This window comes from Brevundimonas sp. M1A4_2e (assembly GCF_053345555.1).
Window position 1 is genome coordinate 672,328 of sequence record NZ_JBKFAI010000001.1, and the last position, 23,700, is coordinate 696,027.

At 68.1% G+C, this 23,700-nt stretch carries 26 protein-coding genes; 12 read left to right on the plus strand and 14 right to left on the minus strand.

Annotation, left to right across the window (positions count from 1 at the left end; translation table 11 throughout):
• The first annotated feature begins 24 nt into the window (after nt 1-24).
• The 5 genes from ACLBV5_RS03155 to ACLBV5_RS03175 all read left to right on the plus strand — a co-directional run bounded on the left by ACLBV5_RS03155 (nt 25) and on the right by ACLBV5_RS03175 (nt 4,614).
• The gene (locus ACLBV5_RS03155; protein ID WP_447604781.1) at nt 25-561 is read left to right on the plus strand and encodes a CvpA family protein; all 537 of its coding nucleotides are present in this window, start codon (nt 25-27) and stop codon (nt 559-561) included.
• Nucleotides 562-642: 81 nt separating this feature from the next.
• Complete coding sequence (purF, locus tag ACLBV5_RS03160) at nt 643-2,148, plus strand: amidophosphoribosyltransferase (RefSeq protein ID WP_025976696.1); 1,506 nt, start codon at nt 643-645, stop codon at nt 2,146-2,148.
• Between the two features lie 6 nt (nt 2,149-2,154).
• On the plus strand, nt 2,155-2,496 hold the full coding sequence (locus ACLBV5_RS03165) for a VOC family protein (protein ID WP_025976695.1): 342 nt from the start codon (nt 2,155-2,157) through the stop codon (nt 2,494-2,496).
• Between the two features lie 38 nt (nt 2,497-2,534).
• Nucleotides 2,535-3,296, plus strand: a complete 762-nt coding sequence (locus tag ACLBV5_RS03170) for an SDR family NAD(P)-dependent oxidoreductase (protein WP_253120204.1) — start codon at nt 2,535-2,537, stop codon at nt 3,294-3,296.
• 7 nt (nt 3,297-3,303) lie between these two features.
• Nucleotides 3,304-4,614 carry an O-antigen ligase family protein gene (locus ACLBV5_RS03175; protein WP_447604782.1) on the plus strand — a complete coding sequence of 437 codons (1,311 nt, stop codon included), beginning with the start codon at nt 3,304-3,306 and terminating at the stop codon, nt 4,612-4,614.
• 188 nt (nt 4,615-4,802) lie between these two features.
• Here ACLBV5_RS03175 and der read toward each other — a convergent pair whose 3' ends face one another.
• From der to ACLBV5_RS03205, 6 genes are all read right to left on the minus strand, one after another.
• Nucleotides 4,803-6,428 (minus strand): ribosome biogenesis GTPase Der, encoded by a 1,626-nt coding sequence (gene der, locus ACLBV5_RS03180; RefSeq protein ID WP_447604783.1) that lies wholly within the window; start codon nt 6,426-6,428, stop codon nt 4,803-4,805.
• Nucleotides 6,429-6,459: 31 nt separating this feature from the next.
• The gene (locus ACLBV5_RS03185; RefSeq protein WP_025976691.1) at nt 6,460-7,881 is read right to left on the minus strand and encodes a PQQ-like beta-propeller repeat protein; all 1,422 of its coding nucleotides are present in this window, start codon (nt 7,879-7,881) and stop codon (nt 6,460-6,462) included.
• A gap of 24 nt (nt 7,882-7,905) precedes the next feature.
• On the minus strand, nt 7,906-8,670 hold the full coding sequence (locus tag ACLBV5_RS03190) for a tetratricopeptide repeat protein (protein WP_134580428.1): 765 nt from the start codon (nt 8,668-8,670) through the stop codon (nt 7,906-7,908).
• Between the two features lie 146 nt (nt 8,671-8,816).
• On the minus strand, nt 8,817-9,239 hold the full coding sequence (locus ACLBV5_RS03195) for a hypothetical protein (RefSeq protein ID WP_303706068.1): 423 nt from the start codon (nt 9,237-9,239) through the stop codon (nt 8,817-8,819).
• A complete protein-coding gene (locus tag ACLBV5_RS03200) occupies nt 9,229-9,786 on the minus strand; it encodes an RNA polymerase sigma factor (RefSeq protein WP_025976688.1) in 558 nt (185 codons plus the stop codon). The genes ACLBV5_RS03195 and ACLBV5_RS03200 overlap by 11 nt, the downstream gene beginning before the upstream one ends.
• 25 nt (nt 9,787-9,811) lie before the next feature.
• Nucleotides 9,812-10,192, minus strand: coding sequence for a DUF6249 domain-containing protein (locus ACLBV5_RS03205; protein ID WP_025976687.1), 381 nt, complete (start codon nt 10,190-10,192; stop codon nt 9,812-9,814).
• Between the two features lie 186 nt (nt 10,193-10,378).
• On the opposite strand from ACLBV5_RS03205, the gene ACLBV5_RS03210 reads away from it, so the two are divergent.
• A complete protein-coding gene (locus ACLBV5_RS03210) occupies nt 10,379-10,615 on the plus strand; it encodes a DUF2188 domain-containing protein (RefSeq protein ID WP_025976686.1) in 237 nt (78 codons plus the stop codon).
• 14 nt (nt 10,616-10,629) lie between these two features.
• Here ACLBV5_RS03210 and ACLBV5_RS03215 read toward each other — a convergent pair whose 3' ends face one another.
• From ACLBV5_RS03215 to ACLBV5_RS03225, 3 genes are all read right to left on the minus strand, one after another.
• The gene (locus tag ACLBV5_RS03215) at nt 10,630-10,983 is read right to left on the minus strand and encodes an ArsC family reductase (RefSeq protein WP_025976685.1); all 354 of its coding nucleotides are present in this window, start codon (nt 10,981-10,983) and stop codon (nt 10,630-10,632) included.
• A 366-nt stretch (nt 10,984-11,349) separates the two neighbouring features.
• Nucleotides 11,350-11,691, minus strand: a complete 342-nt coding sequence (gene arsC, locus ACLBV5_RS03220; RefSeq protein ID WP_313632309.1) for an arsenate reductase (glutaredoxin) — start codon at nt 11,689-11,691, stop codon at nt 11,350-11,352.
• A 27-nt stretch (nt 11,692-11,718) separates the two neighbouring features.
• Nucleotides 11,719-12,177 (minus strand): hypothetical protein, encoded by a 459-nt coding sequence (locus ACLBV5_RS03225; RefSeq protein ID WP_313632307.1) that lies wholly within the window; start codon nt 12,175-12,177, stop codon nt 11,719-11,721.
• 117 nt (nt 12,178-12,294) lie between these two features.
• Between ACLBV5_RS03225 and ACLBV5_RS03230 the strand changes: the two genes are divergently transcribed.
• From ACLBV5_RS03230 to astB, 5 genes are all read left to right on the plus strand, one after another.
• Nucleotides 12,295-13,554, plus strand: a complete 1,260-nt coding sequence (locus tag ACLBV5_RS03230; protein ID WP_447604784.1) for a hydrolase — start codon at nt 12,295-12,297, stop codon at nt 13,552-13,554.
• 4 nt (nt 13,555-13,558) lie between these two features.
• The gene (locus ACLBV5_RS03235) at nt 13,559-14,566 is read left to right on the plus strand and encodes an arginine N-succinyltransferase (RefSeq protein ID WP_447604785.1); all 1,008 of its coding nucleotides are present in this window, start codon (nt 13,559-13,561) and stop codon (nt 14,564-14,566) included.
• 184 nt (nt 14,567-14,750) lie between these two features.
• A complete protein-coding gene (gene astD, locus ACLBV5_RS03240; RefSeq protein ID WP_447604786.1) occupies nt 14,751-16,169 on the plus strand; it encodes a succinylglutamate-semialdehyde dehydrogenase in 1,419 nt (472 codons plus the stop codon).
• On the plus strand, nt 16,166-16,699 hold the full coding sequence (locus ACLBV5_RS03245) for an endonuclease domain-containing protein (protein WP_313632300.1): 534 nt from the start codon (nt 16,166-16,168) through the stop codon (nt 16,697-16,699). The genes astD and ACLBV5_RS03245 overlap by 4 nt, the downstream gene beginning before the upstream one ends.
• Nucleotides 16,700-16,704: 5 nt before the next feature.
• Nucleotides 16,705-18,039: an N-succinylarginine dihydrolase gene (gene astB, locus ACLBV5_RS03250; protein WP_447604922.1), complete on the plus strand. Its 1,335-nt coding sequence runs from the start codon at nt 16,705-16,707 to the stop codon at nt 18,037-18,039.
• 340 nt (nt 18,040-18,379) lie between these two features.
• Here the strand turns inward: astB and phhA are convergent, their stop codons facing one another.
• Nucleotides 18,380-19,255, minus strand: coding sequence for a phenylalanine 4-monooxygenase (gene phhA, locus ACLBV5_RS03255; RefSeq protein WP_447604787.1), 876 nt, complete (start codon nt 19,253-19,255; stop codon nt 18,380-18,382).
• Between the two features lie 201 nt (nt 19,256-19,456).
• Here phhA and ACLBV5_RS03260 point away from each other — a divergent pair, with 201 nt between their 5' ends.
• The gene (locus ACLBV5_RS03260) at nt 19,457-20,569 is read left to right on the plus strand and encodes a Ppx/GppA phosphatase family protein (protein ID WP_253120243.1); all 1,113 of its coding nucleotides are present in this window, start codon (nt 19,457-19,459) and stop codon (nt 20,567-20,569) included.
• A gap of 7 nt (nt 20,570-20,576) precedes the next feature.
• Here ACLBV5_RS03260 and ACLBV5_RS03265 read toward each other — a convergent pair whose 3' ends face one another.
• From ACLBV5_RS03265 to ACLBV5_RS03280, 4 genes are read right to left on the minus strand one after another with little or no spacing between them, the layout of a single operon-like run.
• Complete coding sequence (locus tag ACLBV5_RS03265) at nt 20,577-21,461, minus strand: peptidylprolyl isomerase (protein WP_447604788.1); 885 nt, start codon at nt 21,459-21,461, stop codon at nt 20,577-20,579.
• 32 nt (nt 21,462-21,493) lie between these two features.
• Nucleotides 21,494-22,327, minus strand: coding sequence for a peptidylprolyl isomerase (locus ACLBV5_RS03270; protein WP_253120723.1), 834 nt, complete (start codon nt 22,325-22,327; stop codon nt 21,494-21,496).
• Between the two features lie 26 nt (nt 22,328-22,353).
• Nucleotides 22,354-22,839 carry a pantetheine-phosphate adenylyltransferase gene (coaD, locus tag ACLBV5_RS03275; RefSeq protein ID WP_025976674.1) on the minus strand — a complete coding sequence of 162 codons (486 nt, stop codon included), beginning with the start codon at nt 22,837-22,839 and terminating at the stop codon, nt 22,354-22,356.
• A 54-nt stretch (nt 22,840-22,893) separates the two neighbouring features.
• Complete coding sequence (locus ACLBV5_RS03280; protein WP_447604789.1) at nt 22,894-23,697, minus strand: aminotransferase class IV; 804 nt, start codon at nt 23,695-23,697, stop codon at nt 22,894-22,896.
• Nucleotides 23,698-23,700: the final 3 nt, after the last annotated feature.

The window sequence follows — 23,700 nt, forward strand, 5'->3', positions numbered from 1 at the left end:
TCCTCCTTGAGGCCCACAGCGCGCGTGACCGGCTACGACGTCTTCGTGATCCTGGCCCTGCTGGCCTCGGGCGCCGCCGGATGGTTCCGCGGCGGCATGCGCGAGATCACGTCTCTGTTCAGCTTCCTGCTGGCGGCGCTGCTGGCGCTGATCACCCTGCCGTGGACGGCGCCGGTCGGACGTTCTCTGGTCGATCCCGACTGGGCCGGATCTGTGCTGGCCGTGGGTCTGGTCTTCGTCCTCCTCTATTTCGGCCTGCGCTTTATCGGTTCAGCCATTTCTCAAGGCGCGCGCGGCCATGCGCTGGGCGTGCTGGACCAGACGCTGGGCCTAGGCGTCGGTCTGGTTCGCGCCCTGGGACTGATCGGCGCCGTGCACCTGATCATCATGGGCGCCATGCAGGACAATCCGCCGCGCTGGCTCTCCGAGGCCGCGACCGCCCCCGTCAGCGAAGGCGCCGCGCGCGCCATCCAGATCGTTTTGCCTACCCTCGGAAAGGGCGCCGACGCCCTCACCCCCGTGGTCGGTTCTTCCGTCCGCGAAGGGTTTTCCACCCCTTAAGCCTTGCCCCCGACGCATTCGCAGACTACGTGCGCGTCGCCGCCCATTGAGTTATCTTCCCCCGGTCATCGGAGCCTGACGATGCGCCACCATATCGCCGAACCCGTCGTTCACCGTGAGCATTGGCGTGAGCCGGAGGACGACCAGCTTCGTCTGGAATGCGGCGTCTGCGGGGTCTGGGGGGCGCCGAAAAACGAAGCCTCGTCCATCGTCGCCCTGGGCCTGCACGCCCTGCAGCATCGCGGCCAGGAAGCCTGCGGCATCGCCAGCGTCCACGACGAACTCTTCTATACCGAGCGGCATCAGGGTCTGGTTGGCGAAGCCTTTGGCAACGCCGAGCTGAGCAAGCGCCTGCCCGGCACGGCCGCCATCGGCCACACCCGTTACTCGACCGCAGGCGGCAGCTTCCTGCGCAACATCCAGCCGATGTTCGCCGATCTGGACCAGGGCGGCATCGCCATCGCCCACAATGGCAACCTGACCAATTTCAAATACTTGCACGCGCAACTTGTGCAGGAAGGCGCGATCTTCCAGTCGACCTCGGACTCCGAGGCCATCCTCCACCTGATCGCCCGCAGCCGGAAGGCCAAGATTGTCGACCGCTTCATCGACGCCCTCAGCCGCATCGAGGGCGGTTACGCCCTGATCGCTCAGACGCGGCTGAAGCTGATCGGCGCGCGCGACCCGCTTGGCATCCGCCCGCTGGTGCTGGGCAAGGTCGGCGAGGCCTGGGTGCTGGCGTCCGAAACCTGCGCGCTGGACCTGATCGGCGCCACCTTCGTGCGCGACGTTGAGCACGGCGAGGTCGTGGTCATCGACGATGACGGCCTGACCTCGATCAAGCCCTTCGCCGCCCGCGCCGCCCGTCCCTGCCTGTTCGAATACGTCTATTTCGCCCGCCCCGACTCGGTCGTGAACGGCCGCGCCGTCTATGAGGTCCGCAAGGAGATGGGCCGTCGCCTGGCCCGCGAACACGTGGTCGAGGCCGACGTCGTGGTGCCGGTGCCCGATTCCGGCGTTCCCGCCGCTCTCGGCTATGCCCAGGAAAGCGGCCTGCCCTATGAGATGGGCATCATCCGCAGCCACTATCTGGGCCGCACCTTCATCCAGCCCAGCCAGGGCGCCCGTCAGAAGGGCGTGCGGATGAAGCACAGCCCCAACCGCGCCGCCCTGGAAGGCAAGCGCGTCGTGCTGATCGACGATTCCATCGTGCGCGGCACCACCTCGCTGAAACTGGTCCGCGCCGTGCGCGCGGCGGGTGCCAAGGAGGTGCACCTGCGCTCCGCCAGCCCGCAGATCCTCTATCCCGACTTCTACGGCATCGACATGCCCGAGCGGTCGCAACTGATGGCCGCCACCCACAGCATGGAAGAGATGCGCGCGGTGCTGGAGGTCGATTCCCTCGGCTTCCTGTCCATCGACGGCCTGTACGACGCCCTGGGCGCCGGGCCGCGCGATCCCGCCAACCCGCAGTTCACCGACCACTACTTCACCGGCGACTATCCGACCCGCCTGCTGGACCGTGAGATCGAGGAAGGCGGCCGCGATCCGCGCGGGAAGCAACTTTCTCTGCTGGTGACCGCTTAAGGCTGGATGATCCAGCTCGGCTACTTCACGCTCGACACCCCTGACGTCGACAAGGCCCGCGCCTTCTATGCGGGCCTGTTCGGCTGGCGCTTCGACGACGCCTCGTCCAGCCCGACCTACGCCCATGTGGCGGAGGGGACCCCGCCGTTCGGCCTCACCAAGGGCGAGCACAAGGCCTTCCCCAACCTCTATTTCCGCGTCGACGACATAGAGGCGGCCTGCGCCCGGGTGGTCGAACTGGGCGGCCGCGCCGCCGTGCCGGCCGAAAGCCCGTCCGGCCTGTCCGCGGTCGTCAGCGACGACCAGGGCGTCAGCTTCAGCCTGTGGCAGCCCGCGCCAGGCTACTGAGCCTTTCGCCGGACGGCCTGCCGCGCTATCAGCGGGCCATGTCCGAGAACGCTTCCCTCCCCCTCGCCAATCGCGTCGCCCTGGTCGTCGGCGCCTCGCGCGGCATCGGCCGCGAGGCCGCCCTAGCCCTGGCCAAGGCCGGCGCCCACGTCATCGCCGCCGCCCGCACCCAGGGCGCGCTTGAGGAGCTGGACGACGAGATCTTCGCCGCCACCGGCCAGCACGCCAGCCTGGTCCCCTTCGACCTGGTGGATGGCGGCGCCATCGACCGTCTCGGCGGCGCCCTGTTCGAGCGGTTCGGCAAACTGGACATCTGGGTTCAGGCCGCCGCCACCATGGGCCCGTCGGGCCTGACGCCGGTCGCCCACGCCGAGCCGCGCGAGTTCGCCAAGGTCGAGAAGATCAACTTCACCGGCGTCTATCGCTTGATCCGCTCGCTGGAGCCTCTGTTGCGCGCCTCGGACGCGGGGCGCGCCATCCACCTGACCACCAGCGTCGCCAGCCACCCGCGCGCCTTCTGGGGCATGTACGCCGCGACCAAGGCAGGCGCCGAGGCCCTGGTCAAATGCTGGGCGGACGAGATCGAGAGCACCCCGGTTCGCGCCTGCATCGTCGATCCGGGCCGGATGCGGACCCAGTTGCGCGCCCAGGCCTTTCCGGGCGAAGATCCCGAAACCCTGCCTCATCCTTCGGAGATCGGCCCCCTGGTCGTCGAACTGGCCCGCCCCGACTTCACCCCGCCCCTGACCGTCAGCTTCAAGGAATGGAAGCAGGGTCTGTCGGCGGACGCGCTGATCTGACGACACCATGTTCAGGGAGGCGGGCGCAGACGAACAGGTGATCCCGCCCTCGGCGGCGAAGCGCCCGGCGCTGCCGCTGGCGCGCGCCGCCCCTCTGGCCGACATCGTGGCGGTCATCGCCTCGATCGGACTGGTCCTGACCTACGTCGGCTTCTGGAGCGCCCCGCTGACGGGCTATGGCGCGCGCTCGGCCGACTTCCTGCGCAACTTCTACTATCCGGCCTATCTGCTGGCCTTGGTGCTGGTCTGCATGCGCCCCGGCCGTGCGTTGAAGGGGATGCTGCGCTCGCCGCTGCTGATCGCCCTGCTGCTGCTCACGGCGGCGACCTATTTCTGGTCGATCATGCCGTACCTGACGGCGCGGCGCATTCCGGCTCTGGTCTTCACCACTCTGGCCGGGGTGGCGCTGGCGTCGCGCTGGAGCTGGAAAAGCCTGACCGAGATCATCGCCGGGACGCTGGCGGTGCTGGCGGTGATTTCCTTCCTGTTGGGCATGTTGCTGCCCGACATGGGCCGGATGCAGGAACTGTTCCCCGGCGCCTGGCGCGGCCTGTGGCTGGAAAAGAACTCGCTCGGCAACGTCATGGTGAAGTCGACCGTCTTCATGATCGCCGCGGGCATGATGGCGCCGGAACGACGCAAGCTCTGGTTCGGCTTGGCCCTCCTGCCTGTCCTGCTCATCTTCCTGTCGACATCGAAAACCGCCCTGGTGGTGCTGTTCCTGTCGATGGCCGCCATCGGCTTCGTGGCGATCGTGAAGTCCGGCCCGCTGCGGGCCGTCATCGCCACCTGGCTGGCGGTCGTGGTGGTGATCGGGGCGGGTCTGCTGATCGCGACGGAGACGGACACGTTCTTCGCCCTCCTGGGCAAGGACGCCACCCTGACCGGCCGGACCGAGATCTGGTCCGGCATCATGCAGCAGATGTCCGAGCATCCGTGGCGCGGCTTCGGCTATGGCGCGGTGTGGGACGATCCCAGCTTCACCGGCCCCAAGGCATGGATCGGCTATCAGGCCCACTTCATTCCCGCCGACGCCCACAGCGGCTGGCTGGAGCTCTACATCGCCCTGGGGCTGGGCGGCGTCATCCTGTTCGCCCTCTTCCTGCTGCAGATCTGGGCTCAGTCCTTCTGGGCGGCCTATACCAGCCCGGCGGGATGGCTGGTCCTGCCGATGATGACCTCCTACACCATCACCATGATGACCGAGAGCATCGCCATGAACTGGCATGAGCTGCGCTGGGTGGTCGTCGTCGCCATCGCGCTCAAGCTGGCCCTCGGCGACGAGCCCGAGGCCCCGAACGCGCCAAGACGGCTATAGCGCAGGTAGCCTGTTACGGCCTCAACAGGGCGTCAGCCCTGTATCAGCCCCTCTGACCCAGCCAGCTTACGTTTGCGTATCGAATAGCGGCTGGCGGCCGCCGCATAGCCCGCGCCTCATCGACACAGGACCGCGTCGCAACCCTGCAGGCGCCGACCTGGCGACGCCCGCATGAAAGAAGCGGCGCCTTAGCGCTTGGCGCCGCCCTTCTGGCCCGTACGGACGCGGCCCGAGCGTGACACTTGCCGCGCGCCGCCCCGGGCGCCCTTGCCGATGAAGGCGTTGGAGCCCGATTTCTTGGACGCGCTGGCCTTCAGCCCGCCCAGCGGCTTCACCTTGGGCTTGATGCCGGCCTTGGCCTTCTGCTCCAGCGCCTTGCCGGGCAGGTTGGACAGCTTCTCGGCCTTCTCGGCCTTGATGACCCGACGCGGCGCCGTTTTGGCGTCGCCCTTGAAGCGTTCCGGCCCCGACTTGGCGCCGCCCGCGGCATAGGGGTTGGCCGAGCCCGACTTGACGTTCAGGCGGATGGGCGTGCCCTGTAGGTCGAAGCTCTCGCGGATCGAGTTGACCAGATAGCGCTTGTAGTGGTCCGGCATCGCCTCGGCCCGGCTGGCCATCATGACGAACGTCGGAGGACGGGCCTTGGTCTGGGCGATGTATTTGGGCTTGATGCGCTTGCCGTCCACGGCGGGCGGCGGGTGCCTCTGCGTCGCCAGGGACAGCCAGTCGTTGAGGTCCTTGGTCTTCACCTTGACCGACCAGGTGTCATAGGCCTGAAGCACGGCGGGCATCAGGCGCTCGACGCCGCGCCCATTGAACGAGGACAGGGCGACAAACGGCGAGCCGCGCAGCTGCGGCAGCTTTTCGTCGGCCAGACGCTTCAGCTCGGCCAGGCGCGACTGGGGCTCTTCTTCCAGGTCCCATTTGGCGGCGACATAGACCAGCGCCCGCCCTTCCCGCTCGACCAGATCGGCCAGCTGCAGGTCCTGGGTGTCGAAGGCGTCGTCCTTGTCCATCACCATGATCACCACCTCGGCGAAGGTGATGGCGCGGATGGTGTCGGCGACCGACAGCTTTTCCAGCTTCTCCTGGACGCGGGCCTTGCGGCGCATCCCGGCGGTGTCGATCAGGCGGATGTTGCGGCCTTCCCAGACCCAGTCCACCGAGATGGAGTCGCGCGTGATCCCTGCTTCCGGCCCGGTCAGCAAGCGGTCGTCGCCGATCAGGCGGTTGATCAGGGTCGACTTGCCCGCGTTCGGGCGGCCGATCACGGCGATGCGGATCGGCTTTTCGGGCTCGTCGACTTCCTCGATGAAGATGTCCGCCGAGGCCGCCAGAATCGCCTGATACAGATCAGCCATGCCCTCGCCGTGCTCGGCCGAGATCGGCACCGGCTCGCCGAAGCCCAGGCCGTGCGCCTCGCCCACGCCGCCGCCGCTCTCGCGGCTTTCGGACTTGTTGGCCAGCAGGATGATCGGCTTGTGCACCTTGCGCAGGCGATCGGCGAAGATGCGGTCCAGCGAGGTCACGCCTTCGCGCGCGTCCATCATGAACAGGATCAGGTCCGCGTCGTCGATCGCCGCCTCGGTCTGCTCGCGCATCCGGGCTTCCAGGCTTTCGTCGGTGACGTCCTCATACCCCGCCGTGTCGATCAGGGTCAGATCCATGTCGCCGATCACGCCGTCGGCGTAGCGGCGGTCGCGGGTCACGCCGGGGCGATCATCGACCAGCGCAAGGCGCTTGCCGACGAGGCGGTTGAACAGTGTCGACTTGCCCACATTGGGGCGGCCGACGATGGCGACCTTCAGAGCCATGTCGGCCTTCTAGCTTAAATCGAGGGAAAGGTCAGCGGATGCTGACCAACTGACCCTTGTCGGTCAGAACGTAAAGCGCGCCGTTATAGGCGGCCGGGGCGATATAGGCGGCCGAACCCAGCTTCAGGCTGGCGGTCTGCGCGCCCGTCTTCGGATCAAAGGCCACCGCCTCGCCGTCCGAGTTGACCAGAACCAGACGGTTGGACGCCATGATCGGACCCGACCAGACCGGACGCACGGTGCGCTTGCCGAAGCCCAGGAAGCCGCCTTCCTTGCGCACGCGGCCTTCGTTCAGGTCGCGGGTCCAGTAGACCTGCCCCGTCTCGCGGTTGACCACGGTCAGCTCGCCCGACTTGGACACCACATAGAGCACGTCGCCGACCGGCAGGGGCTGGTTCACGCCCGCCACCGGCAGGGACCACTTCGGCTGGCCGCTGCGCAGATCCATCGACTGCAGCACGCCCGACTGGCTGACGGCGTAGACCTGGCCGCGGCTGACCACCGGGCGACCGGCGATGTCGCGCAGTTCCGACAGGGCGCTGGTGCGGCTGGTGCGCGACAGCACCTGCTCCCACACCGGCTGGCCGTTCGAGGCCTGCAGGGCCACGATCTGACCCGAGGAGAAGGGCGCCACCACCGTACCGCCGCTGACCGCCGGGCTGGAGGCGCGCATGATGCGGGCCGGCTCGGTGATGCCGCGATAGGACCAGTCCTGCTGGCCGTTGGCCACGTTGAAGGCCATCAACTGGTTGTCGACGTCGACGACATAGACCCGCTGCCCCGACACCGTCGGCGCACCGTGGATCGGCAGATCCACCGAGGTGCGCCACAGCTCGGCGCCCGTATTGGCGTCGAACGCAGTCATGACGCGATAGCCGGACGAGACGAAGACCTTGCCGTCGCTGACGGCCAGCCCGCCGCCGAAACCGCCGCCGCCTGCGCCGCCGCCGAAGCCGACGCCCAGGATGCGGCGACCGCGGTCGGCCTCATCGACCTTGACGCTGGCCTTCCAGGCCACCTGGCCGGTGCCGGCGTCAACGGCCGTCACGCCCGCCTCGCCGTCTAGCACGAAAATCTTGCCGCCGTCGGCGACGACCGGCGACATCACCTGATTGGTCCGCCCCGATCCGGCGCCGATGTCGCGCCGCCAGGCGACGGCGAAGTCCGGCGCGGCGATGACGTGCTCGACGGCGTTCTCGGCGTTGCCGCCCGGCTGGCTCCAGCTGGTGGCCGCCTGGGGTCCCGGCAGGAAGAAATCGCGGCCCGACAGAGCGGCCGACGGCGTCAGCTGCTGTTCGAACTCAAGAATGGAGATCCGTTGGCCTTCGCTGGCGGTTGCCACCGGCTCCTTGTCGCCGCCCAGGCCGAACGGCAGGACCTTGCGAACGGTGCCGCAGGAGGCGACGGTCATCGCCAGGCCGCACAGCAGAGCGACTTTCAGGGTTTTGTTCATGCGAATCATCCCGAAGGCGTCAAATCAAGGGCGAGCGGCCGGGGCCGCAGCGGCGGGAGCGGCGTCGGCCGCGACCGCAGGAGCCGCCGTCGCGGCGGGCGTCGGCAGGGCCGCAGCAGCCTTGACGATGGCGGGCAGGCTGGCCGCCGTGCCGGTGTCGATCGCCTGAACGGCGGCCTGGGCGCGCTGACGCACCGGGTCGGGCACGTCCTGTCCCAGTTGCAGCTGAACGAAGGCCTGACGCGCCTCGGCGGTCTTGCCGTGCTGCAGCTGCGCCATCGCCAGCGCCTCCTGGGCGAACGGTTGCAGCGGGCGCTTGTCGCCGGCCAGCGGCTCCAGACGCTTCTGCACGTCTTCCAGCGAACCGGTGTCCATGACCAGGAAGGCGGCCTTCAGCGCGGCCATGTCCGACAGGATCGGATCGCGCGTCGCCTTGGCGGCTTCGTCGAACAGGGCGACGGCCTCGGTCGTCTTCTTGTCGGCCAGCGCCAGTCCGCCCTGTTGCATCAGGGCCAGGACCTTATAGCCGCCCCCGGCCTTGGCGGCCTCGGCGAAGGCGGCGTCGGCTTCGGCCGACTTGCCCGACTGCAGGGCTTCGACGCCCTTTTCATAGGCGGCCGAGGCCTTGTCGGCCTGCGAGGTCACATAGGACTGCCAGCCCCACCAGGCCAGGGCCGCGACCAGGGCGACCGCCAGAACGCCGCCCAGAACGGGCAGCCAGGTGCGGGCCAGACGCCGATAGCGTTCGGAGCGAAGCTCCTCCTCGACTTGTTCGAAGACATCAACCACGAAGCGTCGCCCCAAAAAATGCAGCCAAGGCCGAACATTAAAAACGCCGCGACCCTAGAGGTTCGGCGTCATCGCCGCAACGCAGGCATTGGGCGCGAAACGGCTTTTTCCAGCCCTAAGCCGGGACTGGGGCGGGAAAACGGCGCTCAGATCTGTTGCGACAGCTTCACCGCCCCCGCCGCCAGCAGGGCGACCAGCACCCCGGCCGTGGCCCAGAACAACTGCATCCCGCCCATTGAGCCCATCGCGCTTAGCGCCGCATCGCCCAGTCCGGACCGCTCCAGCAGCGATTGAATCGCCACCCCGCCCTGAGCGCCGGCCGAATCGAGCGACCCGGCGGCGGCCTCGGCGGCGAAGCCTTCCGGGCCCAGATGGAAGTTGACGTTCAGCAGTTCGCGCACGGCGATGACGCCGCCCGCCAGCCCCGCCACGGACAGGGCCATCGAGCGGAACCGCGACGCCTTGTTCAGTCGCGCCGCCACATCGGCTTCAAAGAAGACCGAATCGGGGAACTGCGGCGCCTGGGCGAACAGGCGCTCGATCGCAGGGTCGAATTCATCAGCCGACATGGGATGCGCTCCCGAGTGCAACCGGCCCCGGCTGGAGCCGGGCCCGAAGTTTATCCAGACCACGCTTGACATGAGATTTCACCGTTCCAAGCGGCAAATTCATGGCCGCGGCGATTTCCGGGTGCGACAGCCCCGCGCCATGGCACAGGGAGACGCACAGGCGTTCAGCCTCGCTGAGCCCTTTGAGCGCCTCGTCCAGATCGACGCGGCCGGCGCTGTCGACCGCGGGTGCGGCGTCTTCTGTTTCCGTTTCAGCCACATACCGCGCCTCCTTCGAGATACGCTTTAGGTACAGGCGCGCGGCGATGCGCTTGATCCAGGCGGCGAAGGTGCCCTCGCCCCTGAACTCGGCGCATTTCTCGAACGCGAGCAGAAAGGCGTCCTGCGCCACGTCGTCGGCCAGCGCCGGCTGGGCGCCCATGCGGCGCAGCAGGCCCCGCACCGTCGAGCCGTGCCGACGAACCAGCTCGCCGAACTCGCGGCGGCCGCCCGCAGCCGCCAGCCCGGCCAGCTCGACATCGTGCAGATCGCGTAAAGGTTTAGCCATGACGGCATCCCTGCCCCGATCCGCCTTAGCCCCTGTTCTTGTTGAAGATGCTCAGGATGATGAAGGCCAGACCGATCATGCCCGGAATCGCCGCCCCGCCCGCGATGGGATAGAAGGCGTCGCCGGCCTTGAAGCTGATCATATAGCCCATCAGGCCGATGCCGATCGCCACCGACAGCAGGATCACCCCCGTCCGCAGATCGCGCATCGCCGTGGCGGGCGGCTTCACGTTCTCCTTGCTGATGGCTTCAATCACCTCCGGCGGCAAAGACTGACCTTTTTCAATCGAAGCGCGCAACGTGGCCTGCATCTCTCGCCGTTCCTTGCTCTTGAGCCACGTCGGCACAATGACAATGGCGGCGATCATCGCAAACAACGTGAGAGGGATGAGGATTTCATTGTCCATGATGTCGACCTTTTGGATCCCTGTTCGGCCGAGCCTGATACGGCGGCCTTCTGATCACAAGAGGCGGCGATGATGGCCTACGGATGCAGCCCCGCGCATGAACTCTTCGTAATGCGTCACCACAGCGTGACTCGACACGCTCCGGGCCGCGTTCAACGGTGTCGCTAGACCCTTCGGAGGCGCCGAATGAACATCACCTATCGCATCGTGCAGCACGACGGCGGCTGGGCCTATCAACTGGGCGACAGCTATTCCGAGACCTTCCCCAGCCATGCGGCGGCGCTGGCGTCGGCCTCGGCGGCGGCGCGCGAACAGCGCGTGCCGGACCGCACCTCCTGGATCGAGTATGAAGACGCCTCGGGCCAATGGATCACCGAACGCGCCGATGGCCGCGACCGCCCCGACGCCGTCGTCGAGGACTGAGCCCCAGCCGCGTCTCAGCGCTTCAGCGCCTCGGCGTAGATGTCCGGCTTGAAGCCCAGCAGCGTCCGCCCGTCGCCCAGATCCAGCACCGGCCGCTTGATCATCGACGGCTGGGCCAGCATCAGGTCCACCGCCTTGGCCGCGTCGATATCGGCCTTGTCGGCGTCGGGCAGCTTGCGGAAGGTCGTGCCCGCCCGGTTCAGCACCTTCTCCCAGCCATGCTCGGCCACCCACCGCTCCACCTCGGCGCGATTTGCCCCTGCGGCCTTATAGTCATGGAAGTCATAGTCCACGCCGTTCTGATCCAGCCAGACGCGCGCCTTCTTCATCGTGTCGCAGGCCTTGATGCCATACAGGGTGCGGGTCATGGGCGAACTCCAAGCGTGACAGACGGCCAGGGTCTGGCATCGAAGCACGAAAGGGTCAATTTACCTGTCACATGAAGAAATCTTCACTCGACGGACCAAGGCTCGCTTGAAAGAGTCACGTTATCAAACGGAGGCGAAGATGAAGCGTGCAGCAGCCTTAACGACCTTGGTGCTCATATCGGCCTGCTCCGAGCCCCGTCATGGAGTCAGTGTAAAGGTGGCGACGCCTGTTGAGGCGGGCAAGGTCGCAGGCGTCCAACAATCTGTCCAAGCTCGCGCCGAAGTCCCCGCAGAAGCGACAGAAGCCATTGAATCCCATCTTCGAGCGCAAGCGCGGGAATCTGAAGCTCAGAAGCCCGCACGCCCCTAAAGCACCTTCAGCACTGCCTCCACCGGCCGCCCGATCGCTGCGCCCTTAGGCGTCTCCACGATCGGACGTTCGACCAAGATCGGGCTTTCGATCATCGCGCCCAGGATCGTCGCCTCATCCGCCTCAGCGGCCAGAAGCTCGGCGGCCTTCGCCTCCTTCTTGCGCAGCAGGCCCTTCAGCCCCCCACCCGTCCCGCGCGCCAGACGGTTCAGCGTCTCGGCGTCCCAGCCGGTCTTCAGATACTCGACCACCGTCGGCTCGATGCCCCGGTCGCGCAGCAGCTCCAGCGCCTTGCGCGAGGTCGAGCATTTCGGGTTGTGATAGAGGGTGACGGTCATGGGCGAACTCCTGTCTGTGCTTTGGACCTAGGCCGTGGGGCCGTCTTTCGCCAGCGCCGTCGCCCCGCGCAGGCCGCCGATGTGCAGCAGCAGGCACAGGACCATCGCCGCCCCCGCCACGCCGAAGCTCCAACCCGGCAGGCCCGCCGCGCCCAGCGGCGCGCCGACCATCAGGCTGACCAACAGGGCGCTGAGTTCATAGATGGCCCACACCATGCCGAAGCCCGGCAGCAGCCGGTTCGGACGGCGCCATTGCACCCATCCCAAGCCAAAGGCGATGGCGGCGAAGACGACCGCGAAGCCTGCCGTCGTCCCGCGCATGGCCTCATGCTCGGGCGTAGCCAGAAACCAGACCAGCCCCGCCTGCATCAAGCCGACCGCGCCCCAGATCCAAAAGGCGATGGCGCTGCCGCGCGCCAGCGCCGCCGCCGTCTCGGCCGAATCGACCGGGGCGAAGGGTTGGGGCGGTGCGATCCGACGGTTCATGCGCGACTCCCTGACTGAGGCGGCGAAACTATCCCGCCGGGCGCCGAAATCCCAAGTGCGTGAGAGAGATATCGCCCCGCCTTCACCTTTTTCCTCGCCCCGTCTAGGGTCGCCGCCATGCGGATCGAACCTCAGGATCAGGCCGTGCTGGACCACGTCGCGGCCCGTGGCGACGCCATTGTTCAACGCGCCATAGACTGGTCCGACATCAACTCAGGCAGCCGTCACGCCGAAGGGCTGGCGCGGGTTCTCGACGTTCTGGACGCCACAGCGCGCGCGGCGTTCGGCGCGGCGGCGACGGTCGAGCGCGTCCCGACCCAGGGCTCCACCACCGTCGCCGACAGCGGCGCGGTGATCGCCGAGAGCTATGCCGATTGCTTGAAGATCACCGCCCGGCCCGAGGCGCCGCTTCAGGTCGTGCTGACCGGCCACTATGACACCGTCTTCCCCGCCGACAGCGCCTTCCAGCGCGTCGTCACGCGCGACGACGGCGCCCTGAACGGCCCCGGCATCGCCGATATGAAGGGCGGGATCAGCGTCATGCTGGCGGCGCTGGAAGCCTTCGAGACCCATCCTGACAAGGCCCGCGTCGGCTGGACCGTGCTGCTGTCACCGGACGAAGAGATCGGCTCGCCCGCTTCGGCCCCCCTGCTGGCTGAGCTGGGCGCGCGCGGCCACGTCGGCCTGACCTATGAGCCCGCCCTGTCGGACGGAACCCTGGCGGGCGAGCGCAAGGGCAGCGGCAACTTCCACCTGATCGTCACCGGCAAGGCCGCCCATGCGGGCCGCGCCTTCCACGAGGGCGCCAACGCCGTCGCGGGCGCCGCCATCATCGCCGCCCGCCTGCACGCCCTCAACGGCCAGCGCGAGGGCGTCACCGTCAATGTCGCTAAGATCGCCGGCGGCGGCCCCCTGAACGTCGTGGCCGACAACGCCGTGGTCCGCTTCAACGTCCGCGTGCCGGACGCGCAAGCCGCCGCCTGGATCGACCAGACGGTGCGCGCCATCACAGCCGAGCCGCCCTTCCCCGGGCTGACGCTGGACCTGCACGGCGGCATGACCCGCGCGCCCAAGCCGATGGACGCGTCGCAGACCGCCCTGTTCCACGCCGTGCGCGACGCAGGCGAACTGCTGGGCCAGACCATCGCCTGGAAACCGTCGGGCGGCGTCTGCGAAGGCAACAACCTGCACGCTGCGGGCCTGCCCAACGTCGACACCCTGGGCGTCGTCGGCGGCGACATTCATTCGGATCAGGAGTTCGCCTGGCCCGCCAGCTTCGTCGAACGGGCGCAGCTATCCGCCCTGATCCTGTGCAAGATCGCCTCGGGCGAGATCGACGCCCTCAAACTGAAACAGCTCCGACTGGAGACGATGTAACCGCATGCTCGTTGTTCGCCCCGCCGGCCCCGCCGACCTTCACCACCTGCTCGAACTGGCCATCCTGTCCGGCCCCGGCTTCACCAGCCTGCCCGAGGACGCCGATGTCCTGAGCGAGCGGCTGGAGCTCAGCAAGGCCAGCTTTGAGGGCAAGGTCGCGCCCGAAGAGGCCTGGTACACCCTGATGTTGGAAGACGGCGACACAGGCGATGTCGACGGCATCGGCTCGGTCAAGGCGACGGTGGGTCTGAAGCGGCCCTTCTTCAGCTTCCGCGTGGTCAACAACACCGTCCAGTCGCCGTCGCTGAACGTGAAGCTGAACCATCAGACGCTGGTGCTGGTCAACGAGTGCACCGGCTGGACCGAGGTCGGCTCCCTGTTCCTCAAGGCCGACCGGCGCAAGGGCGGCGCCGGACGCCTGCTCAGCCAGTCGCGCTATATGCTGATCGGCGCCCAGCCGGACCTGTTCGCCGACAATGTGCTGGCCGAACTGCGCGGCGTCTTCACGCCCGACGGCTACTGCCCCTTCTGGGACCATGTGGCGCACAAGTTCTTCCCGATGGACTTCGACGACGCCGACCGCATGACCGGCTCGACCGACAAGCAGTTCATCCTGGACCTGGCCCCGCGCCACCCCATCTACATCGACCTGCTGCCCGAACCGGCCCGCGCCGTGATCGGCAAGGTCCACCCGCAGGGCGTGCCCGCCATGGCCCTGCTGGAAAGCGAAGGCTTCCGCCCCAACGGTCTGGTCGACATTTTCGACGCCGGGCCGACGGTGGCCTGCGGCCGCGACAACATCCGCACGGTCCGCGACGCCCGCGTCCTGACCGCCCGCATTGAGAACGAGGTCGAGGTCGACCTGCCCTCCCTCGTCTCGACCGACAGCGTCGCCGCCTTCCGCGCCGTACGCGCCCGCGTCCTGATCGACGGCGACCTGGCCCGCATGACCCCCGACGTCGCCGCAGCCCTGAAGATCAAGGACGGCGCCACGGTGCGGGTGAAGTCGTGATGAGCATTGCCGCCCTCTCCCTTCTCCCCTTGGGGGAGAAGGTGGCTCGCGCAGCGAGACGGATGAGGGGAACGCTCGCCTCGCACTCGACACTGGCTGACCGTAAGCCCATTTCCACCCGCCCCCTCATCCGAGCGGCTCCGCCGCCCACCTTCTCCCCCGAGGGGAGAAGGGGAGACTTGATATGACCCGTTTCACCTCCACCAACCCCGCCACCGGCGAAACCGTCTGGGAAGGCGAAGCCGCCTCCCAAGCTCAGGTCGGCGCCGCCGTCGAGGCCGCCCGCGCCGCCTTCCCCGACTGGGCCGACCGCCCGCGAGGTGATCGCATCGACGCGGTGAAGCGCTATCAGGCCGTCCTGAAAGCGCGCGCCCCCGAAATGGCCGAGGCCATCGCCAGAGAGACCGGCAAGGCCCTGTGGGAGACCAAGACCGAACTGGCCTCCATGCAGGGGAAGGTCGACATCTCCATCCGCGCCTATGACGAGCGCACCGGCGAACGGTCGAACGACACCGCCTTCGGCCGCGCAACCTTGCGCCACCGCCCGCACGGCGTCTCGGCTGTGCTCGGCCCGTTCAACTTCCCCGGCCACCTGCCCAACGGCCACATCGTCCCGGCCCTGCTGGCGGGCGACACGGTCGTGTTCAAGCCGTCCGAGGAAACGCCCCTGACCGGCCAGTTGATGGCCGAATGCCTTGAGGCCGCCGACCTGCCCCAGGGCGTGTTCAACCTGGTTCAGGGCGGGCGCGACACGGGCGCGGCCCTGCTGGACCAGCCGATCGACGCCCTGATGTTCACCGGCTCGGGCGCGGCGGGCGCGCACTTCCGGCGCAAGTTCGCCGACGACCCGCACGTCATCCTGGCGCTGGAGCTGGGCGGGAACAACCCGCTGGTCGTCTGGGACGCCGCAGACGCTGAAGCTGTCGCCGGCATCGTGGTCCAGTCCGCCTTCGTCACCACCGGCCAGCGCTGCTCCTGCGCGCGCCGCCTGATCGTGCCGGAAGGCGCGGCCGGAGACGCCATCGTCGAAGCCGTCGCCGCCCTGTCCGACCGCCTGACCTTCGCGCCGTGGGACAGCGACCCTGAGCCCTACGCCGGCCCGTTGATCTCGGAAAAGGCGGCGACCGCCGCCCTTGCGGCCCTGCAACAGCGCATCGACGCGGGCGCCAAGGTCATCCGCGCCTCCGGCCCCGTCGACAACCTTCCCGGCGCGTTTGTGAAGCCCGCGATCATCGACGTCACCGGCGTCGCCGTCGAGGACGAGGAGATGTTCGCCCCCTTCCTGCAGGTCATCCGCGTGCCGACCTTCGACGCCGCCATCGCCGCCGCCAACGCCACCAAATACGGCCTGTCCGCCGGTCTGGTCAGCGACGACGCCAAGCTCTGGGACCGCTTCATCAACCGCATCCGCGCGGGCGTGGTGAACTTCAACCGTCCGACCACGGGCGCGGCGGGCGACATGCCCTTCGGCGGCCTGGGCGCCTCGGGCAACCACCGCCCCAGCGCCTATTACGCCGCCGACTACTGCGCCTACCCGGTCGCCAGCTTCGAGGCCGGATCGGTCAAGAATATCGAAAGCGAGATCAAGGGCTTGCGGGGATGATCTCAGCAGGTCCGTTCGACAAGAAGGAACGGATCAGGCCGGGCGCCCATGTGCGCGCCCGGCGCCTTCGCAACCTCCCGACCTGGAGCGAGGCGAAGCTGTGGGAGCGGCTTCGCAAGCTCGACATCCGCATCCGGCGCCAAGCGCCGATCGGCCCTTACGTCGTCGACTTCGCCTGCCTGCGCGCCCGCCTGGTGATCGAAGTCGATGGCGGCGTCCACAACCGCACCGATGTCGCCCTGCGCGATCTGGCGCGCGATGAATGGCTGGCTGGCGAGGGCTACCGCGTCCTTCGCATCGACAGCCGTCGCATCCCAGACGACCTCGACGCCGTCGTCGCGGAAATCACTCACGCCATTCGCCTCAAAGCCCCCCTTCCCCTCGAGGGGGAAGGGGATGGGGGATGGGGTGAAGCCGCCTCGCCAGACGATGTAACGCAAGAGACGCCGCCCCGTCCCCTGCGCCCTTTCGCCAGGCCGCCTGCCAACACCCCCACCCAACCCTCCCCCCTCGAGGGGGAGGGCTCGTGAGTTTGATTATGACCGCCATCGAAGCCAACGCCGACGGCCTGATCGGGCCGACGCACTCCTATGCGGGCCTGTCGCCGGGCAACCTCGCCTCCAGCCTGAACAAGGGCGAGGCGTCGAACCCGCGCGCGGCCGTGCTGCAGGGCCTCGACAAGATGAAGACCCTGGCCGACCTGGGCCTGCCCCAGTTCGTCCTGCCCCCGCATGAGCGGCCGAACATCCCCTTCCTGCGCGACCTCGGCTTCTCGGGCTCCGACGCCCAGGTGCTGGAACGCGCATGGAAGGACGCCCCCTCCTTCGCCGCCGCCGCCTGTTCGGCCTCGCCCATGTGGGCCGCCAACGCCGCCACGGTGACGCCCAGCGCCGACGCACGTGACGGCCGCGTCCACTTCACCCCCGCCAATCTGATCACCAACCTGCACCGCAGCCTTGAGCACGATCAGACCAGGCGCGCGCTGGACGCCCTCTTCCCCGACGCCAGCCGCTTCGCCGTCCACGACGCCCTGCCCTGCGTCGCCCATCTGGCGGACGAGGGCGCGGCCAACCACGTCCGCCTGTGCCGCGACCACGGCGAGGCGGGCGTCAATCTGATGGTCTGGGGCCGCGAGGCCTGGGAGCATTGGGACGGCCCCTACCCCGCCCGCCAGACGCGCGAGGCGTCCGAGGCGATCATGCGCCGCCATGGCGCGTCCGGCGCCGTCCTGGCGCGTCAGGGCAAGGCCGCCATCACGGGGGGCGCCTTCCACAACGACGTGGTCTGCGTCGGCGCCCTGGACACCCTCTTCTTCCATGAGCTGGCGTTCGAGGACACGGACGCGACCAAGGCCGCCATCCGCGCCGCCGCCGTCGGTTTCGAGCCGCAGTTCGTCGAGGTCTCGGCCGCCGACCTGCCGCTGGCCGACGCCATCAGCTCCTATCTGTTCAACTCCATGCTGATCCGGGTTCCGGGCCAGGACCGCCTGACCCTGATCTGCCCGACCGAAACGCGCGACAACCCGCGCAGTCATGCGGTGGCGCAGAGCCTCGCCGCCTCCAACGGGCCGATCGGCCATGTCGAATACGTCGACGTGCGCCAGTCGATGCGCAACGGCGGCGGCCCCGCCTGCCTGCGTCTGCGCGTCGTCCTGACCGAGGCCGAACTGGCGGCGACCAACCCGGCCATGCGCCTGACCGAGGCGCTTCACGCCCGCCTCAGCGACTGGGGCCGCCGCTGGTATCGCGACAGCCTGACCGTCCGCGACCTGGCCGACCCCGCCCTGCTGGACCAGACGCGCGGCGCGCTCGACGAACTGACGCAGATTCTGAACCTGGGCGGCGGCTTCTACCCGTTCCAGCGCACTTAGGTCCTTCTCCCCTTGTGGGAGAAGGTGGGCCGCGCAGCGGGTCGGATGAGGGGTCTTGCGACAGTAAATGACGCGGATGATCGGTGAGGGACGGCGCAACCCCTCATCCGTCAGGCTTACGCCTGACACCTTCTCCCACCAGGGGAGAAGGACGACGCCAGGGCATCGCCAAACATCCTAATCCGACGTCGCGATCCCTGAAAAACATGGGGTTTGCGGGCGTCCGGAACGCTTTTGCGCGCCCGCCCTTCGTCGCGCGCCATCATCTCCTCCCAGCCAGCGCCGCGAAGGAGATTTCAGACGATTCAGACGAATTGGACTCTGTTTTTCCGAGAGCCGCTCAGGCCGAGAACCGCCCGCCCTTGGCCGCATAGGCCTGCGTCCCGCGAGTGAAGACGTGATCGGTCGGCAGGATGGTCTCGATCGGCAAGGCCTCGGCGCCCTTCAGCCGCTCATAGACCGGTCCGAAGTCCTGCAGCGTCACCGTCTTCAGCGCCTCGATGCTGTCGATGACGAAATAGACCTGCTGGAAGTCGTCGATGCGGTACAGGGTCTTCATCACCCGCTCCAGGTCGAAGCCCAGGCGGTTCGGCGAGGGGTCTTCCAGGCTGAAGACGCTCTCGGTCGCCGACGACACGATGCCCGCGCCATAGATGCGAAGGCCGCCCGCCTCCCGCATCAGGCCGAACTCGACCGTGTACCAGTACAGGCGCGCCAGATTCGGCAGCATGCCCAGCGACGCCGCCCGCTGCCCGCCCTTGCCATAGGCCTCCATATAGGCGGCGAAGTCGGGGTCGGTCAGCATGGGCACGTGGCCGAACACGTCGTGGAAGATGTCCGGCTCCTGCAGGTAGTCCAGTTGGTCCGGCTTGCGGATGAACTGGCCCGAGACGAAGCGGCGGTTGGCCAGGTGGTCGAAGAAGACCTCGTCCGGCACCAGGCCGGGAACGCAGACCACGGTCCAGCCGGTCAGGGCCTGAAGCTTGGGGTTGATGACGTCGAAGTCGGGGATGCCGCCCGCGTTCAGGTCGAGCGCGTCCAGGCCGCGCAGGAAGGCCTCGCTGGCGCGACCGGGCAGGATCTTCATCTGCCGCTCGTATAGGGTGTTCCAGGTCTGGTGTTCGACCTCGGTGTAGGCCGCCCAATTCTGGGGGATGGTCCAGTCGGCGGCGGCGCCTTCCGGCGGCTGCTCGAAAACGTGCTCGAAGTCGGACATGGAACGCTCCTCACGGCTCTGATGGCCTTTCGGGGCAGATTAGCGCGGCGGTTCGCCGTCGTCACGCATGACTGTTGCAACGCTGGGCCGAGGCTTCTCATTCGTCACCGCATGCGACGACGGACTGGCGCGACAGGGAGTCGCGGTCTAACCTGTCGGGGACGGGCGCCGCTTCGGACCGCCCACATGAAAGCTCGGCCCATGCCGGAGACCCCTGGCGCGCCTGAACGGCGCGACGCGCGGTCCCTGCCTCGGCGTTCCCGCAGCGGCGGGAGCATCGATCGAGACGCCCCTCTGTACGGCGCGCTCGACCTGGGGACCAATAACTGCCGCCTGCTGATCGCGCGTCCGGCGCGTGACGGATTTCGCGTGGTGGATTCCTTCAGCCGCATCGTGCGCCTGGGCGAAAGCCTGTCGCGCACCGGCCGGCTGGACGACCGCGCGATGGACCGGGCCTATGACGCCCTGGCCCTGTGCGCCGAGCGTGTGGTGCGCAAGGGCGTCGATCCCAAGCGCCTGACCGCCGTCGCCACCCAGGCCTGCCGCATGGCCGAAAACGGGCCTGCTTTCGTCGAGCGGGTGCGGCGCGGCACCGGCCTTCGCCTGCGCATCATCGACCCTTCCGAAGAGGCCGCCCTGTCGGTCGCGGGCTGTCTGAACCTGTTCGATCCGCGCGCCGAGGCTGTGCTGGTGATCGACGTGGGCGGCGGCTCCACAGAACTGTCCTGGCTGATGAAGGGCGCGCGCGGGATTGAAACCGTGGCGTGGATGTCGGCGCCGCTGGGCGTTGTGAGCCTGGCCGAGCGCCACCCGGAACCCGAGGGCGAAACCAGCCAATGGTATGAGGCTATGGTCGCCGACTTCGGCGCGGCCATCGCCTCTGGCGGACCGGGCCCTGAATTCCTGGCCCGTATCGAGGCGGGGCGCGGCCATATGGTCGGCACCTCGGGCGCCATCACCAGTCTGGCCGGGATTCATCTTGGGCTGAGGCGTTATCAGCGCGATCTAGTCGACGGTCTGTGGATGACGCGCAGCGACTGCGAAAGAGCGGCCGACCGCCTCATCGCGCTCGGTCCCGCGGGACGGGCGGCGGAAAGCTGCATCGGGCCGGACCGGGCCGATCTGGTGCTGGCCGGGGCCGCTATCCTGGAAGCCGTCCAGCGCGCTTGGCCGTGCGAGCGGGTCCGCGTCGCCGACCGCGGTCTGCGCGAAGGGCTTCTGTTGCAGAAAATGCGCGAGGATCGGCAGCCGAAGCCGCGCCGGCGCAGGCGGCGCAAGCGCGGCGGCGCAAACGGCGGCGGCGCGGCTGAATAGGCGGCGCCTAATCCACCTCGACCGGCAGCTCGATGTCGCAGGCCGAGAAGTCCGCCCCTCTGGCTGCTCTGGCCCTGTCGACCAGAGTGCGGAACCCGACGCTGTCCGGGCTCAGCACCCGCACGGTCGGCCGCTCGCCTTCCGCCAGGTCGCCCGCCACGCGCACCCGCGTCATCCGGTCAGGACCCGTGACGATGCCATCCGGATTGGGGCTGAACTTCAGGGCGCGCACCACATCCAGCCCCGACACGACCCGGCCCCAGATGGTGTAGCGCTTCTCCAGCGCCGGATAGGGCTGGCGCATCAGGAAGAACTGGCTGTTGGCGCTGTCGGGCGCATCGTCGCGGGCCATGCCCGCCACGCCCGGACAATACAGGCCCCAGGCGTGAACCTTGCGATCCGCCGTCGTCGCCATCACGACGTCGGGCTGAGTCTGGACCGGCAGCGACTGCATAAAGCCGATCAGCGCGCCCGCCGGCGCAGCTATGGGAGCGAAGGGCGTCTGGGCGTCGCGGCGGAAGGTGAACTCGGCCTTGAGGTCGGGATGCCAGCTCTGGCCCTCGCCGCTGCCCAGCGGATCGCCGGTCTGGGCCATGAAGCCGTCTATGACCCGATGCCAGGGTATGCCGTCATAGAACCCCGCCTTGGCCAGCAGGCGAATGCGGGCGACATGGCTGGGCGCCGCCTCGGGCGTCATCTCGACCAGGATGCGGCCCTTGTTGGTGTCGATGATCAGCAGATTGTCCGGCGCAACAGGGCGCCAGTCGCGGGCGGCGATGGCCGCCGCCCGGTCTTGCTCATCCGCAATCGCGGCGGCGTCCTGAGCCACGGCCGAGCCGGCCAGCATGGCGGCCAGCAACGCCGCCCCGATCGTGTGAAGTTCCCGCTTCATGTCCCCGCCCCTCCCCGAGCGCGGCGCGCGTCTCAGCCGCCCTGCACAGGCGGCTGGACGTCGCAGATGTTGAAGGTCGCGCCCTTCTCAGCACGCGCCGCCTCGACGGCCGCGTTGAACGGCGCCGAACCGGGCACGGCAACGCGGATCGTGGGTCGTTCGGCCTCGGGCATGGCCGAGGCCAGACGCACGCGGCCCATCGCGTCCGCATCAGGACCGACGGCGCCGTCGCCGGCGTCATTGCCCTTCTTGAGCGACTTCACCACGTCCAGCCCTTGAAGCACGCGCCCGAAGACCGTGTAGGAGCCGTTCAGATTATCGTTCTGGCCGGTCATCAGGAAGAACTGGCTGTTGGCGCTGTCGGGCGAGCCGGCGCGCGCCATGCCCGCCACGCCCGGGCAGAACAGCCCTTGCGCCGAGGTCTTGAAGTCGGCGGTCACGAACATCTGGGCGTCCGGCTGGGTGACGATGGGGATAGATCCCATGACGCCGCGCAGGCCCGGCCCGCTGTTCTCGACCGGCGCGAAGCCGCTGTCGCGCCCGCGCCGGAAGGTGAACTCGCCCTTCAGATCGGGCAGTTCGCTGCCGCCCTCGCCCGTGCCCTTGGGGTCGCCGGTCTGGGCCATGAAGTCGGGAATGACGCGGTGAAATTTCAGCCCGTCATAGAAGCCCTGATTGGTCAGGGTGCGGATGCGCTCGATATGGTTCGGCGCCGCGCGCGGCTCCAACTCCACCAGGATGCGTCCCTTGGCTGTGTCGATCACCCACAGGTTCTCGGGCGACACCGTGCGCCAGTCACTCGATTGGGCATTCGACTGCGCCACCGCAGCCCCGGCCAGCAAGGCAGCCGCCGTCGCCAGCGCCATCACAGACTTGATCTTCAAACCCGACCTCAAACCTTCTTGACCTTGGCCAACACGCTCGCGGCGACCGCAGGGCTGACGAAGCTGTCGATCCGGCCGTCCAGCCGGGCGATTTCCTTCACCAGTCGCGAGGCGATCGCCTGATGCCGCGGATCGGCCATCAGGAACACCGTCTCTATGTCGCTGTTGAGGCGCTGATTCATCGCCGTCATCTGGAACTCATACTCGAAATCCGCGACCGCGCGCAGGCCGCGCACGATGACGCTGGCGTTCAGTTCCTCAGCGAAGTGCATCAGCAGGCTGGAAAACGGCCGCACCTCGATGTCGGCGTTGAAGCGCGCGACCTCGGCCTTGATCATTTCGACCCGCTCGGCGGTCGAGAACAGCGGGCCCTTGTCGTCGTTCTGAGCCACGCCGATGACCAGACGGTCCACCAGCTTAACCGCCCGCCCGATAATATCGAGGTGACCGTTGGTGACCGGATCGAAGGTGCCCGGATAAAGTCCGATACGCATGGCCAGCGGCCTCCCCATCGTTTGGGCCCGTTTAGCAGGTGCGAAATGAACGGCCTAGATTTTCTGACGCGGCTGTGATCGCCAAAGCGCGTTTAAATGCTGCACTGCATCAGTCGCGCCGGTGAAAACATGGTCGTCGATGGCCGCGATCGCGGCCGCGGGCGTGGCGCTGTTGCACGCGAAGGCGCCGTCGAAGCGCGGCAGGTCCGATAGGCGCACGGCTTCGATCCGTTGCGGCGAACCTGCTTGATCCAGCGCCCCGCGGATCAGGGTCTGCGTTACGCCGTCCAGCATGGGCGCATCGGGCCAGACCACCGTATCGCCCTGGATAAAGCCGATATTCCACAACGAGCCTTCGCAAATCCGGCCCTCAATGTCGGTGAAAAGGGCGTCGTCATAGCCCGTCAGCCGCGCCATGCGCCGCGCCCCCAGCAGGCCCATCGCGGCGACATGCTTCAGATGCGGCGCCTCGCGGGCGTAGGTCTGGCTTTGCAGGCGCACCCCGTCGGCCAGCGGCGATGGCGGCGGCGAAACGCTGATCATCACCTGCGGCGCGCCGATCCAGTCCGGCTGACGCAGGGACAGGTCGCGGGAGAACAGGCTGACCCGCAGCCAGGCTTCGGTTCGCCCGCCTAGAGCCGCTCGCATCTGATCACGCAGGCGCTCCTCGGCGACAGCCTCGCCGAACAGTTCCAGCGCCGAGCGGTTCAGACGGTCCAGATGTCGGTCCAGCCCGCGCACGCCGCCCTGCTCCACAACGAAGGAGGTCAGGGCGCCGTAGTTGATCAGGGCCTGATGACCCAGATCCTCAAGCCCGGCAGCACGGCCGTCGATCCAGAGTTCAGGAGCGACGGCCATACA

What these genes read in the sequence shown, in the direction of transcription:
- purF (WP_025976696.1), top strand. Translation starts at nt 643, where the DNA reads ATGCGCCACCATATCGCCGAACCCGTCGTTCACCGTGAGCATTGGCGT.
- ACLBV5_RS03165 (WP_025976695.1), top strand. Translation starts at nt 2,155, where the DNA reads ATGATCCAGCTCGGCTACTTCACGCTCGACACCCCTGACGTCGACAAG.
- ACLBV5_RS03170 (WP_253120204.1), top strand. Translation starts at nt 2,535, where the DNA reads ATGTCCGAGAACGCTTCCCTCCCCCTCGCCAATCGCGTCGCCCTGGTC.
- ACLBV5_RS03175 (WP_447604782.1), top strand. Translation starts at nt 3,304, where the DNA reads ATGTTCAGGGAGGCGGGCGCAGACGAACAGGTGATCCCGCCCTCGGCG.
- der (WP_447604783.1), bottom strand. Translation starts at nt 6,428, where the DNA reads ATGGCTCTGAAGGTCGCCATCGTCGGCCGCCCCAATGTGGGCAAGTCG.
- ACLBV5_RS03185 (WP_025976691.1), bottom strand. Translation starts at nt 7,881, where the DNA reads ATGAACAAAACCCTGAAAGTCGCTCTGCTGTGCGGCCTGGCGATGACC.
- ACLBV5_RS03195 (WP_303706068.1), bottom strand. Translation starts at nt 9,239, where the DNA reads ATGTCGGCTGATGAATTCGACCCTGCGATCGAGCGCCTGTTCGCCCAG.
- ACLBV5_RS03200 (WP_025976688.1), bottom strand. Translation starts at nt 9,786, where the DNA reads ATGGCTAAACCTTTACGCGATCTGCACGATGTCGAGCTGGCCGGGCTG.
- ACLBV5_RS03205 (WP_025976687.1), bottom strand. Translation starts at nt 10,192, where the DNA reads ATGGACAATGAAATCCTCATCCCTCTCACGTTGTTTGCGATGATCGCC.
- ACLBV5_RS03210 (WP_025976686.1), top strand. Translation starts at nt 10,379, where the DNA reads ATGAACATCACCTATCGCATCGTGCAGCACGACGGCGGCTGGGCCTAT.
- ACLBV5_RS03215 (WP_025976685.1), bottom strand. Translation starts at nt 10,983, where the DNA reads ATGACCCGCACCCTGTATGGCATCAAGGCCTGCGACACGATGAAGAAG.
- arsC (WP_313632309.1), bottom strand. Translation starts at nt 11,691, where the DNA reads ATGACCGTCACCCTCTATCACAACCCGAAATGCTCGACCTCGCGCAAG.
- ACLBV5_RS03225 (WP_313632307.1), bottom strand. Translation starts at nt 12,177, where the DNA reads ATGAACCGTCGGATCGCACCGCCCCAACCCTTCGCCCCGGTCGATTCG.
- ACLBV5_RS03230 (WP_447604784.1), top strand. Translation starts at nt 12,295, where the DNA reads ATGCGGATCGAACCTCAGGATCAGGCCGTGCTGGACCACGTCGCGGCC.
- ACLBV5_RS03235 (WP_447604785.1), top strand. Translation starts at nt 13,559, where the DNA reads ATGCTCGTTGTTCGCCCCGCCGGCCCCGCCGACCTTCACCACCTGCTC.
- astD (WP_447604786.1), top strand. Translation starts at nt 14,751, where the DNA reads ATGACCCGTTTCACCTCCACCAACCCCGCCACCGGCGAAACCGTCTGG.
- ACLBV5_RS03245 (WP_313632300.1), top strand. Translation starts at nt 16,166, where the DNA reads ATGATCTCAGCAGGTCCGTTCGACAAGAAGGAACGGATCAGGCCGGGC.
- phhA (WP_447604787.1), bottom strand. Translation starts at nt 19,255, where the DNA reads ATGTCCGACTTCGAGCACGTTTTCGAGCAGCCGCCGGAAGGCGCCGCC.
- ACLBV5_RS03260 (WP_253120243.1), top strand. Translation starts at nt 19,457, where the DNA reads ATGCCGGAGACCCCTGGCGCGCCTGAACGGCGCGACGCGCGGTCCCTG.
- ACLBV5_RS03265 (WP_447604788.1), bottom strand. Translation starts at nt 21,461, where the DNA reads ATGAAGCGGGAACTTCACACGATCGGGGCGGCGTTGCTGGCCGCCATG.
- ACLBV5_RS03270 (WP_253120723.1), bottom strand. Translation starts at nt 22,327, where the DNA reads ATGGCGCTGGCGACGGCGGCTGCCTTGCTGGCCGGGGCTGCGGTGGCG.
- coaD (WP_025976674.1), bottom strand. Translation starts at nt 22,839, where the DNA reads ATGCGTATCGGACTTTATCCGGGCACCTTCGATCCGGTCACCAACGGT.
- ACLBV5_RS03280 (WP_447604789.1), bottom strand. Translation starts at nt 23,697, where the DNA reads ATGGCCGTCGCTCCTGAACTCTGGATCGACGGCCGTGCTGCCGGGCTT.